Source organism: Sphingomonas faeni, assembly GCF_030817315.1.
Taxonomy (GTDB): Bacteria; Pseudomonadota; Alphaproteobacteria; order Sphingomonadales; family Sphingomonadaceae; genus Sphingomonas; species Sphingomonas faeni_C.
In genome coordinates, this window is record NZ_JAUSZF010000001.1 from 1,512,132 (window position 1) to 1,524,086 (window position 11,955).

Annotated in this window: 15 protein-coding genes; 6 read left to right on the forward strand and 9 right to left on the reverse strand. The window is 64.5% G+C overall.

Annotated features, from left to right (window positions below; translation table 11 throughout):
• Window positions 1–133 precede the first annotated feature (133 nt).
• Window positions 134–766, reverse strand: a complete 633-nt coding sequence (locus QFZ54_RS06995) for an N-acetylmuramoyl-L-alanine amidase (protein WP_373458582.1) — start codon at window positions 764–766, stop codon at window positions 134–136.
• A 284-nt stretch (window positions 767–1,050) separates the two neighbouring features.
• On the opposite strand from QFZ54_RS06995, the gene dcd reads away from it, so the two are divergent.
• Complete coding sequence (dcd, locus tag QFZ54_RS07000; protein WP_055878967.1) at window positions 1,051–1,605, forward strand: dCTP deaminase; 555 nt, start codon at window positions 1,051–1,053, stop codon at window positions 1,603–1,605.
• A gap of 677 nt (window positions 1,606–2,282) precedes the next feature.
• Here the strand turns inward: dcd and QFZ54_RS07005 are convergent.
• The 5 genes from QFZ54_RS07005 to QFZ54_RS07025 form a co-directional block, all read right to left on the reverse strand.
• A complete protein-coding gene (locus QFZ54_RS07005) occupies window positions 2,283–2,642 on the reverse strand; it encodes a tetratricopeptide repeat protein (RefSeq protein ID WP_307085741.1) in 360 nt (119 codons plus the stop codon).
• Window positions 2,643–2,888: 246 nt separating this feature from the next.
• Entirely contained in the window at window positions 2,889–3,317 is a 429-nt protein-coding gene (locus QFZ54_RS07010; RefSeq protein ID WP_307085743.1) for an ExbD/TolR family protein, read from the reverse strand.
• Window positions 3,318–3,350: 33 nt separating this feature from the next.
• Window positions 3,351–3,830 carry an ExbD/TolR family protein gene (locus tag QFZ54_RS07015; protein WP_307085745.1) on the reverse strand — a complete coding sequence of 160 codons (480 nt, stop codon included), beginning with the start codon at window positions 3,828–3,830 and terminating at the stop codon, window positions 3,351–3,353.
• Between the two features lie 92 nt (window positions 3,831–3,922).
• Entirely contained in the window at window positions 3,923–4,717 is a 795-nt protein-coding gene (locus QFZ54_RS07020) for a MotA/TolQ/ExbB proton channel family protein (protein WP_307085746.1), read from the reverse strand.
• Between the two features lie 53 nt (window positions 4,718–4,770).
• Entirely contained in the window at window positions 4,771–5,451 is a 681-nt protein-coding gene (locus QFZ54_RS07025) for an energy transducer TonB (RefSeq protein ID WP_307085749.1), read from the reverse strand.
• 224 nt (window positions 5,452–5,675) lie between these two features.
• Between QFZ54_RS07025 and QFZ54_RS07030 the strand changes: the two genes are divergently transcribed.
• A complete protein-coding gene (locus tag QFZ54_RS07030) occupies window positions 5,676–6,572 on the forward strand; it encodes a hypothetical protein (protein WP_373458466.1) in 897 nt (298 codons plus the stop codon).
• 47 nt (window positions 6,573–6,619) lie between these two features.
• Here the strand turns inward: QFZ54_RS07030 and QFZ54_RS07035 are convergent, their stop codons facing one another.
• Both QFZ54_RS07035 and QFZ54_RS07040 read right to left on the reverse strand, forming a co-directional pair.
• Window positions 6,620–6,901 (reverse strand): Rossmann fold domain-containing protein, encoded by a 282-nt coding sequence (locus QFZ54_RS07035; protein ID WP_307085753.1) that lies wholly within the window; start codon window positions 6,899–6,901, stop codon window positions 6,620–6,622.
• Window positions 6,902–6,906: 5 nt separating this feature from the next.
• Window positions 6,907–7,278 (reverse strand): dihydroneopterin aldolase, encoded by a 372-nt coding sequence (locus QFZ54_RS07040; RefSeq protein WP_176499510.1) that lies wholly within the window; start codon window positions 7,276–7,278, stop codon window positions 6,907–6,909.
• A 170-nt stretch (window positions 7,279–7,448) separates the two neighbouring features.
• Here QFZ54_RS07040 and QFZ54_RS07045 point away from each other — a divergent pair, with 170 nt between their 5' ends.
• From QFZ54_RS07045 to QFZ54_RS07060, 4 genes are read left to right on the forward strand one after another with little or no spacing between them, the layout of a single operon-like run.
• The gene (locus tag QFZ54_RS07045) at window positions 7,449–7,976 is read left to right on the forward strand and encodes a GNAT family N-acetyltransferase (protein ID WP_307085756.1); all 528 of its coding nucleotides are present in this window, start codon (window positions 7,449–7,451) and stop codon (window positions 7,974–7,976) included.
• Between the two features lie 43 nt (window positions 7,977–8,019).
• Entirely contained in the window at window positions 8,020–8,598 is a 579-nt protein-coding gene (locus QFZ54_RS07050) for a DUF1285 domain-containing protein (protein ID WP_307085758.1), read from the forward strand.
• Window positions 8,595–9,191, forward strand: a complete 597-nt coding sequence (locus tag QFZ54_RS07055) for a CoA pyrophosphatase (RefSeq protein ID WP_307085760.1) — start codon at window positions 8,595–8,597, stop codon at window positions 9,189–9,191. Before QFZ54_RS07050 ends, QFZ54_RS07055 begins: the two co-directional genes overlap by 4 nt.
• Window positions 9,188–10,360, forward strand: a complete 1,173-nt coding sequence (locus QFZ54_RS07060) for a CCA tRNA nucleotidyltransferase (RefSeq protein WP_307085762.1) — start codon at window positions 9,188–9,190, stop codon at window positions 10,358–10,360. Before QFZ54_RS07055 ends, QFZ54_RS07060 begins: the two co-directional genes overlap by 4 nt.
• On the opposite strand, the gene QFZ54_RS07065 is transcribed toward QFZ54_RS07060, so the two are convergent.
• Window positions 10,357–11,931, reverse strand: coding sequence for a putative bifunctional diguanylate cyclase/phosphodiesterase (locus QFZ54_RS07065; protein ID WP_307089315.1), 1,575 nt, complete (start codon window positions 11,929–11,931; stop codon window positions 10,357–10,359). The genes QFZ54_RS07060 and QFZ54_RS07065 overlap by 4 nt on opposite strands.
• Window positions 11,932–11,955: the final 24 nt, after the last annotated feature.

Below are 11,955 nucleotides of genomic sequence, written 5' to 3' on the forward strand. Positions count from 1 at the left end.
TCCAACCGCAACGCGCTCCCCTCCATGAAAGGGAGGGGCTGGGGGTGGGTAGGCCAGCTTTGGTCGCGACCGTCCCGTGATACGGAAACCGACCCACCCCCAACCCCTCCCTTCCAGGGAGGGGGGAAAGAGGTCAGTCACCCCCCATCGGCTTGGGCAACAACAACGCCAGCAATATGCAGCGACACTCCGCATCGACCTCGCCATCGACCAGTTCCGGCCGGAACCGCCGCTGGAACGCCATCGTGGCCGCCATCCGGTTCTCAACGTCATACCCGAAGCGTTCGAGCGCGAGGCAGAATCCACCCTCGGTCCAGCCGGGGTCCATCAGATTCTTGGTCGGCCGGGGTAACGCCAACCGCCGCTTCGCCAATTCGTGCCACGGGAACAGCTCGCCCGGATCGCGCTTGCGCAGCGGTGCGATATCGGAGTGGCCGACGATGTTGCCGCGCGTGATCTCGTGGCGATCCTTGATCTCGGCGACCAGCTGCACGACCGACGCAATCTGCTCGAGCGGGAACGGACGATAGCCGAACTCATGGCCCGGATTGACGATCTCGATACCGATGCTCGCCGAGTTCACGTCGTCGACGTCGCGCCAGTGCGACTTGCCGGCATGCCAGGCGCGCTTGTCCTCGGCGACCATCCGCAGGACCGTGCCGTCCTCCTCGACCAGGTAATGCGAGGACACCTTCGCCTCCGGATCGCGCAACCGGGCGATCGCCGACGCGCCGTCCTGCATCCCGGTATAGTGCAGCACGATCATCGTGATGGGGAGCGAACGATCGTCGAAATTGGGTGACGGGGTCTCGATGAACTTCAAGCCAGATTCCCTCATAGCCATCGGGCCAGCACCGACGGCACAGTCATGATCGCGGCGATCGTGATGGGCCAATGTGACGCCACCGCCCTGACGCATCAATAGCCAACGCACCGTGCGGGCGAACGGCGCGAGAAGCAGGACGGGTTCGGGATCGAACGCGATTCCGCTCGTCCCCCTTGCCGTCGGGCGGCATCCGCGCGAAAGCCGCTCGCGAAAAGGGAGTTGCCATGTCCGTGATGTCCGACCGCTGGATCCGCGAGCGCGCGCTGGGCGATGCGATGATCGAACCGTTCCACGAAGCGCAGCGCCGCGACGGCTGCATCTCGTACGGGTTGTCGTCCTATGGCTACGACGCGCGCGTCGCCGACGAGTTCAAGATCTTCACCAATGTCGACAGCGCGATCGTCGACCCGAAGGACTTCGCCGCGAACAGCTTCGTCGACCGCAAGACCGACGTCTGCATCATCCCGCCGAACAGCTTTGCGCTCGCCCGCACCGTCGAATATTTCCGGGTGCCGCGCGACGTGCTGGTGATCTGCCTCGGCAAATCGACCTATGCGCGCTGCGGGATCATCGTCAACGTGACCCCGCTGGAGCCCGAATGGGAGGGGCACGTGACGCTGGAATTCTCCAACACTACGCCGCTGCCCGCCAAGATCTACGCGAACGAAGGCGCGTGCCAGTTCCTGTTCCTCAAGGGCAACGAGCCTTGCGAGGTCAGTTATGCGGACCGGGCAGGTAAATATATGGGGCAGCGCGGAGTGACGCTGCCACGGCTTTAAAGCTTTTGGCTTAAGGCTCAGGCTCAGGCTCAGGCTCAGGCTCAGGCTCAGGCTCAGGCTCAGGCTCAGGCTCAGGCTCAGGCTCAGGCTCAGGCTCAGGCTCAGGCTCAGGGTAGGCTTGCGCGGGCGGCTACACAGGGTTTCACTGCGAAGTGCCGTTAGTCCCGATTAGCTGATCCTCACGTCCGCACCACCTTCTTGGCGCGCGCCCGGACCCGCTGTCATGCACTTACAGATGCGGCTGCACCCCATCTCCACACCACACCACCTCCCCGGCGAAGGCCGGGGCCCAATTGGCAGGGTCTCAGTAACGACGCGCACCACTCAGTTGGCCACGTTCCCCGGCTAGGCCCCGGCCTTCGCCGGGGTGGTGGTGGGGCTTGTCGCAGCAAACGACATTTCCAGCTGCTGAACGGTAAGATCGCACACAAGTCGAACGCGCACGGAACCCAACTCGTGGGTGAAGATCCTGGGGAACCGGGGACTATCCTACTACGCGGCCATGGGTAGGCGTACCGTAGCTCTTAGCTGTTTCCCGTAGGTCCATACCTAAGAACGGTAGCCAATCTTAGCCCAGAGCGTGCTGTTTCCCCGCGAAGGCGGGGACCCAAACTGGGCTCCCGCCTCCGCCGGAGAACAAGACTGCAAGCGACCGTATCAGATCACCTGCTCAGCTTTCATCGAGTCGCGAGTTGCTGCCCCTGCCGGGCAAGCGCACGGCTAGCCAGATCGTGCGACGACATCACCGTGCCCGACGGCAGGTCCATCGCCACAGACGGCCGGTCCAGCACCGCCGCATACAAGGCGCGTGCCTCCGACTCCCGGCCGGTCCGACGATACACAGACGCCAGATTGAGCATCAGTTCGGGGCGCTGCGGAAAGATCTTCCGCTCGGCAAGAATGCGCTGCTCGGCCGTGGACAGATCACCCGCCGCGATCGCGGTGTAGCCGGTACGATCGACCGTCGCCGACTGGCCTGCCAGAGCGGGCGTCGCTGCGCCGAGGGTTGCGAGAACGAACAGGACACTTTTGCGCATCATCCATCTCCACTGACCTTCGCGTTTTGGAAGGTTTCATTTTTGTGACAACGGTGTGTCACTTCGATGACTGTCATACAAGTACATTGATCAAGTTCGCTCGCACGACGGCAGACTTTCATCCGCGATACGCCCAGCCCTCCCCACTGCTCCAACTCAGCCACTCCACGGACGTCGCGACCACAACAAAAAAGGGCGGCCCCGGAGGACCGCCCTTTGGACGTTCGATACTGTATGCAGAGCGACTTAGAAGTCGTTGCGATACTGCTCGTTGCCGATGAAACCGAGCTTGGTGATCGCGGACCGCTTGATCACGGCCAACGTCCGATCGACCACTTCGTACCGCGCCTGCGGATCAGGCTGGAAGTGGAGTTCGGGCTCGGGCGTCATGCCGGCGGACTGGTCCAGATACTGGCGCAGCGTCACCTCGTCGACCGGCGCACCGTTCCACGCGATAACACCGGCGGGATCGATCGAGATCTTGTTCTTCTCGGGATTGACCGGGTTCTGCGGCTGGTTCGGGCTGTTGACCGGAAGGTCGACCTTGACCGCATGCGTCTGGATTGGGATCGTGATGATGAACATGATGAGGAGAACGAGCAGGACGTCGATCAACGGCGTCATGTTCATTTCCATCATCGGCGAGCCATCTTCTTTGCCGCCGCTCATTGCCATTCTATACTACTCCTAAATTCTTCCGAGCGACCATCAGCGTTCAGTGGAAACGCCGGGGGGCGGTTCGGAGATGAAGCCGACGCGGGCAAAACCAGCGCGCTGCATCGTATAGATCGTGCCGCCGATGCACTTGTAGGGCGCGTTCACGTCACCGCGAATATGCGCCTCGGGCAGTTCCAGACCAGCGGCGGTCGGGCCACCCTGACGATCGATCTCGGCCTTCAGCTTGACCACGGCGCGATCGAGCAGTTCGGTCGAACTGACGGGCGACATGCCCCAATAGACCGCACAGCTACCGTCGGGCTTGGTCGTCACCGACAGCGAGACGTTCTCTGGCTTGGTCATCGTCGGATCGAAGCGAACCTCGGGAAGCTTCAGCTGCACCGCCTGGACCGCGACGGTCGTCGTCACCAGGAAGATGATCAGGAGCACGAGCATGACGTCGACCAGCGGCGTCGTATTGATGTCCGATATCGAACTCTCGGTGGAATCGCCACCAACACTCATCGCCATGTGCGAACTATCCTATCCATTTAATCGCCACCGGAACTGCCGGCGGCAATGAAGCGGGGCCGCTGCGGACAGCAGGCCCCGCCTTTCGCGTCTTAGTTGGCGCGCGGTACGCCACCGGTCTGGCCGGCGGTCGTGGTCGTCGTAGCAGGCTTGGCCGAAACCGGCTTGGCAGCCGTTGCGATCGACGGACGCACGGCGCCGTTCGAAGCAAGGAAGCCCAGCACGTCGTTCGAGAAGGCCGACAGGTCCTCTGCGATCGACTTGTTGCGGCGCTGCAGCCAGTTGTACGACAGAACGGCAGGAACCGCGACGACCAGACCCAGGGCGGTCATGATCAGTGCTTCGCCGACCGGCCCTGCGACCTTGTCGATCGATGCCTGACCCGATGCGCCGATCTTCACCAGTGCGCGGTAGATGCCGATAACCGTACCGAACAGACCGATGAACGGCGAAACCGAACCGACCGTCGCGAGGAAGGCGAGACCGCCACCCAGCTTCGAGTTGATCGCGGCTTCCGAGCGGGCCAGCGAGCCGTGCAGCCAGTCATGCGCCTCGACCGGATCGGTCAGCTTCGAATGCTGCTCCTGAGCAGCCAGGCCGTCGTCGACGATCTGCTTGTAGGCCGAGTTCTTCTCGAGCTTGGCCGAACCTTCGCGAAGGCTGTTCGAAGACCAGAACGCCTGACGGACGCGCTTGCCCTGACCGATGATCTTCTGCTGCTCGAACAGCTTCGAGAACAAGATGTAGAACGACACGACCGACATCAGCACAAGGATGCCGAACACGGTCTGCGAGATCAGACCGCCTTCGCGGAGTGCGGCTTGCAGGCCGTACGGGTTGGCGTCGGCTGCGGCGGGCCCTGCCGCTGCAAGAATGGTGGTGATCATGTTCGCTTAGTCCTCTGACTGAATTTTATCTGGTGCGGTTGACGGTAGGTGGATCAATCTTCTGGCAGGACCCACCTGATGTTCAGCTGGTACGACGACGCTACGGCGTTACCGTTCTCGTCCTTGGCCGGCGTGAAACGCACCCTGGCCTTGGAGATCCGGCAGGTCGCATCGTCCAGCGTCGTATTGCCGCTGGAGGACGTCACCGAACAGTCGGTCACGCGACCATCCGTACCGATCGTCAGCTTTGCGGAAACGCGACCCTGAGCACCCTCGCGCTGTGCCGACGGCGGATAGTTGTCCGCGCCGAAATACTGCCCTGGGTTACCCTTCAGACCAGCAGCCTGCGAAACACGCGGCACTGCTGGCGGAGCCGGCGGTGCTGGTGGTGCTGGCGGCGACGGCGGGGCCGTCGGCTGGAACCGAGGAATGATGCTCGATGTCGTCAGCGCGGGCGCTGGCTGCGGCGTAACCACGACCGGCGGCGGCGTCACGACCGTAGTCGGTGGCGGCGGCAGGTTCGGCTGGTCGGGCGGCGGCGGCGGGGGCTCGTCGGGCGGAGGCGGCGGCGGCGGCGGCTCCACGTCGAACGTCGTCATCTTCTCCTGGGCCTTTTTCACGTACTGGTACGCGAGGCCCGTGACGAAAGCGTAGCCCAAGGCCGCATGAATCAACGCGACGATCACAATCGCGACGATTTTGCCTCCGGACATCTTCTGGTCAGTATAGGCCATTCAGAAACGACACTCCCTTAATCTGCCTGCTCCGTACGCACGGGCCCGCACTGGGTACGCGACACATACGTCTGCCGTTGGCCGGAATAACCACGGGGCAGTGCCCAAGTCCTATCGCCACGTTCTGCGACACGCAAACGCTTTGTCAGACGCAACAAACGTACAACCGTACGATGGCAGAATTATTTCTGTATCGTTCAGGTTGCGTGGCGTAGCCTGAAGGCATGAATCGTCTCCTTCACGTTACGGCTTCGGCCCTATCCGTCATCCTTGCCGCGGGGTCCGTCAACGCCCAGCAAGCCCAGGTTCCGCCGCAGGTTTCTGCCGATAATGCGAGGGTTTCTTCAGGTGCAGTGCAGCAGCATACGGCTGGCGGCATCGGGTATTCGGACATTGCGGACCTGGTTCTGTCCGCCCCAGTGATCGCCGACGCGACCGTCCGGTCGACCACCAAGATCAAGCCCGCCGAGGCGCCGAATCTCGTTCCGGGACATGTCAGACTATATATCGAGGTCGATGTCACCGCGCTAATCCGCGGCGCCGACGGGCTTCCGCCGCGAATCGGGTATCTGCTCGACGTCGTGCCCGACGCCGCCGGCCGCGTGCCCAAATTCAAGAAGGCCCGCGTGCTGATCTTCGCGCGTCCGGTCCCAGGGGCCGTGAACCAGGTCCAACTCGTGGCGCCCGATGCGCAGCTGGATTGGACGCCGACCGCCGACGCACGGGCGCGGAAAATCGCACGCGACGCGCTCGCAAGCGACGCCCCGCCGGTCATCACCGGAATCGGCAATGCCTTCCACGTGCCCGGCGCGCTGCCCGGCGAGGGCGAGACACAGATATTCCTGACCACCGCGGACCAGCGTCCGGTATCGCTGTCGGTGCTGCGTCGCCCCGGCGAACAACCGCGCTGGGCGGTCGCGTTGAGCGAGATCGTCGACGAATCGGCCGCGCCCCCCGCTCCGGAGACGTTGCTATGGTATCGGTTGAGCTGTGCCTTGCCGCAGACCTTGCCGGAACGGAGCACGGGATCGCTCGAAGCCGCGGACGCGACCATTGCGCGTGAAGATTATGCGTTCGTCCTGGCCGCGCTGGGACCATGCGGACGGACTCGCAAAAGCTAAGCGCCGTCGTCACGATCCTCCCCCTTGCGGGGGAGGATCGCCCAGGCTCAGCGTGCGAGGATGTCGAGCAACTGCCCGGTGGTCGATGGTGCGTTTTCGAGGAACGTGACGGCCGCATCCACATCAGCCGGATCGGCGCCTCCCGTCGCGACCACCGCATTCACGCGAACCGCGGGCGCCAGTTCGATCGCGAGTGGCCCGATCGCCGCTTTCGCCTGCGCCATCGTCAACGGATCGAGCGTTGCCGGGATCAGCACGATCCGCGATTCGCCAACCGCGCCGCGCACCAGCGCCGCGATGTTCCCGCCCGGCTCCAGTTCCAGCAGCATGCCGGTCAGCGGCGATGGCGGACGAGCGTCACGCCGATCGCCTCGTCGGCCTCGGCGATCGCAAGCTTGACGATCTTCACCATCACCCGCAGCACGCGCGCATCCTGCAGGAACAGCGTCTCGCAGATATGATCCGCGACGCCTTCGATCAGGGTGAAATGCACGCCGGGCGGCAGCGCCGTGGTCGCAGCGTTCTTCAGATCCAGATAATTCTTCGACGCCGACAACGGCGTATCCGGCGCGAATCGCTTCGGACAGACCATGTCGACGGTCAGCGATATCCGCAGCGGTTGCGGCAGATGCGTCTCTTCCGAATAGATGCCGGTCAGGACCTGCACTTCGAGATCGTGGACTTCGAGTTGGAGACTGTCTTCCATATGCGCGCCTCTAGCAGACGTACGGCGAGATGAAAGGTACGCCTTTGACCCGAGCAGCGCAGGCACGAGCAGGTCGATACCGGTCCGGTTATCCTTGCGTTCGGCGTAGCCACGGCTAAAGCGCGCTGCCCTTCGCACCCAAATATGGCGCATGCGGGCAGGAGATGCCGTTGATCACTCTCGTCCCCCTCGCCAGCGTCGACCCGACCGCAGTCGAGATGCTGCTCGATGCCGCCTTCGGACCCGATCGATTCACGCGCACCGCCTATACGATCCGCGGCGGCGCCAAGCCGGTCGCCGCGCTCAGCTTCGCCGCGGTCGAGGACAGCGTGCTAGTCGGCTCGATCCAGTGCTGGCCGATCGCGCTGGCGGGCGACGACAGGATGTTTCCGCTCGTCATGCTCGGCCCGGTCGCCGTCGCCCCCGATCATCAGGGTGATGGCATCGGTCGCCGCCTGATGGCCCACGCACTCGATGCAGCTGCTGGCGAAGGCCTCGACACGGCACTCATGCTGATAGGCGACCCGGACTATTACGGGCGCTTCTTCGGCTTCTCGGCAGAGCGCACCGCTCGCTGGAACGCGCCCGGCCCGGTCGAGCGCCACCGCTTGCTCGCGCGCGGCGATGCGGTGCCGGACGCCAGCGGCATGTTGGGCCCCCGCCTTGCAGAATGCGTACCGGTTACCGCATCCGTATAAGGCGCCGCTTTACCTCGGCCCCCTGCCCGCCTAGTCCGCCGCCATGCCCATGGATCCCATTCCCGACATCGCCTCGCTAAGCCTCGCCGAGATCGCCAAGCTGGTCGAAGAGGCGAAACTGCCGCCGGTCGAAAAATGGAATCCGACGCATTGCGGCGATAGCGAGATGCGGATCGCGCGCGACGGCACCTGGTATCATCAGGGCTCGCCGATCGGCCGCCCGGCAATGGTCCGACTATTCTCGACGATCCTGCGCCGCGAGCCCGACGGCAGCCACGTCCTGGTCACGCCCGTCGAAAAGCTCGATATCGAGGTCGAGGACGCACCGTTCGTCGCGGTGGAGATGAAGGCCGAAGGCAGCGGCCCGGACTCCAAGCTCGCCTTTCGGTTGAACACCGGCGACCTCGTCACCGCCGGCCCGGATCATCCCCTGCGGTTCGTTCAGGACGCGACCGATGGCGATGGCGGCCCACGCCCCTATCTCACGGTCCGCGGCGGGATGGAGGCGCTGGTCGTCCGCTCCGTGTATTACGAACTCGCCGAACGGGCGATCGTTGACGATGCGACGCCAGCCGGGGTGTGGAGCGACGGGGCTTTCTTCCCGCTGGAGCCCGCTGCATGAGCTTGGCTGACCGGTTGACCGCGGCACTGGCGAAGGGCGCCGGGTCGCACATGATCCTCCTTACCGGCGACCAGCATGACGGCGATCTCACCGCGGCCGAGACGTTGTTGCCCGCCGCGGTCCTGATCGCGGTGACCGACCGTGCGGATCCCGGCGTAATCCTGACGCAGCGCACCGACACGATGAGCCGCCACCCGGGCCAGATCGCGTTTCCCGGCGGTCGGATCGATCCTGGCGAGGACGTCTTCACCGCCGCCCTGCGCGAGGCCGAGGAAGAGATCGGACTGCCACGCGATACCGTGACGGTGATCGGCGAGGCCGACAGCTACCGCACGATAACCGGGTTCCAGGTGACGCCGGTGATCGGCGTCATTCCGCCGGACCTTATCTTCACGCCCAGCGAGGCGGAGGTCGCGAGCATCTTCGAAGTGCCGCTGGCCTTCCTGCTCGACGAGGCGAACCATGTCGAGGCAACGCTCGAATGGCAGGGGCAGGACCGACATTATTACGAAATCCTTTGGAACGAGCGCCGGATCTGGGGCGCGACCGCCGCGATGATCGTCAACCTCGCACGGCGCCTGAGGTGGTCATGATCCTCCCGAACGCGCCATGGCGCGACCGTGACGGTCTCGAAGCGCTGACGAAGGTCCTTGGCGCGACCAAAAGTGAATCGCGCTTCGTCGGCGGCGCGGTGCGCGACACGTTGCTCGGAATCGACGTCGCCGACGTCGACATCGCTACCCGCCTGCCACCGCAGGAGGTGATCGAACGCCTCCAGGATGCGCGTATCAAGGCGGTCCCGACCGGCCTCGCGCACGGCACCATCACCGCAGTCACGCCCGCGGGTCCGGTCGAGGTGACGACGCTGCGGCGCGATGTCTCGACCGACGGCCGTCACGCGATCATCGCCTATACCGACGACTGGCGCGAGGACGCGGCACGGCGCGACTTCACGATGAACGCGCTTTACGCCGATCCGGCGACGGGCGAGATTTTCGATTATTTCGGCGGTCTCGACGACCTCGCGGCACGACGCGTGCGCTTCATCGGCAACCCGTTGCAGCGGATCGCCGAGGATCACCTGCGCATCCTCCGCTTCTTCCGCTTCCACGCGCGCTTCGGCACCACGATCGACGAAGCTGGCCTCGACGCTTGTACCGCGCGCGCCAACGACCTGATGGCGCTCTCCCGCGAACGCATCGCGAGCGAAGTGTTGAAGCTGCTGGTCGCCACTAACGCCGTGCCCGTCGTCGCGCTGATGGTTGAGCGCGGCATCTTCCGCGCGGTATTGCCCGAGATCGACGCGCAGGGAGCGGCCCGTCTCGGCGTGCTGGCCGAACGCGAGGCGGACGCCGGCATCGCACCCGACCCGATCCGTCGCCTTGCCATGACAATCGCGCCTGCCGCCGCCGAAGCCGTCGGAGCGCGGCTGAAGCTATCGAACGTCGACCGCAAGCGCCTGATCGCCGCCACCGCCGGGCCCGGCGCGGAAGGCCCGCTGGCATTAGCGTACCGTGTCGGCGTGGCCGGCGCAGTCGACCGTCTGCTTATCGCTGGCGAAGACGTGTCCGCGATCAAGGACTGGACGCCGCCTGCGTTCCCGTTCTCGGGCGGCGCGCTGGTCGAACGGGGTCTCCGCAAGGGTCCCGACGTCGCGGCAATGCTCCGCAGGGTCGAGACGCAGTGGATCGCCGAAGGGTTTCCCGACGCAGGGCGCGTGGCGATCATCGCCGACGCACTGGTGGCGGAGGTTTCCGCTTAGCTCGGGGCGGAACCGGACTGGACCATCGCATAGGCCGCATCAGCCTCCAGCGGTCGCGCGTAAAAATACCCCTGCCCGTACGTGCACCCCAGCGCCGCGAGGGTCTGTGCGAGTTCGTGCGTCTCGACGCCCTCGGCCGTCGTCCGCATCCCCAGCGCCTGTGCCAGACTGAGGATCGCGCGGACGATCGACACCTTGTCGCGGTCCGCTAGCATCCCGGTGACGAAGCTGCGGTCGATCTTGAGGATGTCGATCGGCAGTTTCTGAAGATAGGCCAGGTTCGAATAGCCGGTCCCGAAGTCGTCCATCGCCAACGTCGTGCCGAGTGCCTTCAACGCGTGCATCGTGTCGGCAATCCCGTCCGGGTCCGTGACGATCGCACTCTCCGTCAGTTCCAGTGTGAAGCGATCGCCGGACAGCCCCGACGAATCGAGCACGGCCTGCAGCACCGGTGCGATGGCGTCGCGCTGCAACTGGATGGCCGACAGGTTTACCGCCATCCTGATCTTGCACGGCGTCAGGGCTGCCGCATCCCAACGCACCAGCGTCCGCGCCGCCTCTTCGATCGCCCATCGCCCAAGCGGCACGATCAATCCGGACTCCTCGGCGACCGCGATGAAGTTGGTCGGCGAATGCTCGCGGCCGTCCCGGTCGGTCCAGCGCGCCAACGCTTCGAACGAGACGACACGGCCGGACGACAGATCGCAGATCGGTTGGTACGCCAGCCGCAATTCGCCGTTGTCGATCGCCCGACGCAGTTCGGTCTCCATGCCGAATTGCGCCCGCGCGATCGCGAAATCCTGAAACTGGTATAATTCGGCGCGTCCGCTCACCTTCGCACGCTTCACCGCGAACTGCGCGTGGCGAACCAGTTCGGCGCTGTCGCCGGACTCGTCGGCGCCATAGGCTATGCCAACCGAACATTCGACGCTGATCTCATACCCGGTCAGTCGGAACGGCGTCGTGAGCGTCCGGTGGATCCGCTCGGCAAGCGCTTGCGCTTCCTCACGATCCTTATCGATCGACATCAGGATACCGAACTGGTCGCCGCCTATCCGGGCCAGCGTATCGCGCGCGCGCAATGCGCCCTTGATCCGACGCGCCACCGTGATGAGCAACTCGTCACCGGCCGACGAGCCCAGGCACGAGTTCAGTCGACCGAACCGATCGAGGTCGATAGCCAGCACGGCGCTGGACGCATGATCCTCGATACCCTCGATAAGATCCGCAAACCCATCGCGGTTCAGCAGTCCGGTCAGGCTGTCCGTGGTCATCTCGCGACGCAGGCTGCGTTCGGTTTGCACCTGCGACGTCAGATCGATGAAGCTGATCGTACAGCGCTCACGAAACTTGGGGTCGGATCGCGCGATCGTGACGCGGTAATGCCGACGGTCGGTCTCGTCGCCGAGGACCCAATCGAAATCGGACCTCGTCTGTTCCGAACCGAGGAAAGTCCGGATCCGATCGCCGAGCTCGGTAATCATCCGCGACCGCTCCGCAACGACACCAAACCCAGCGAGACGATAGGCACGGTTCATCGCGAACAGGTCGAACTGTCCAGCGTTCAACATGACGTGAACCGCGGGGATCGGCAC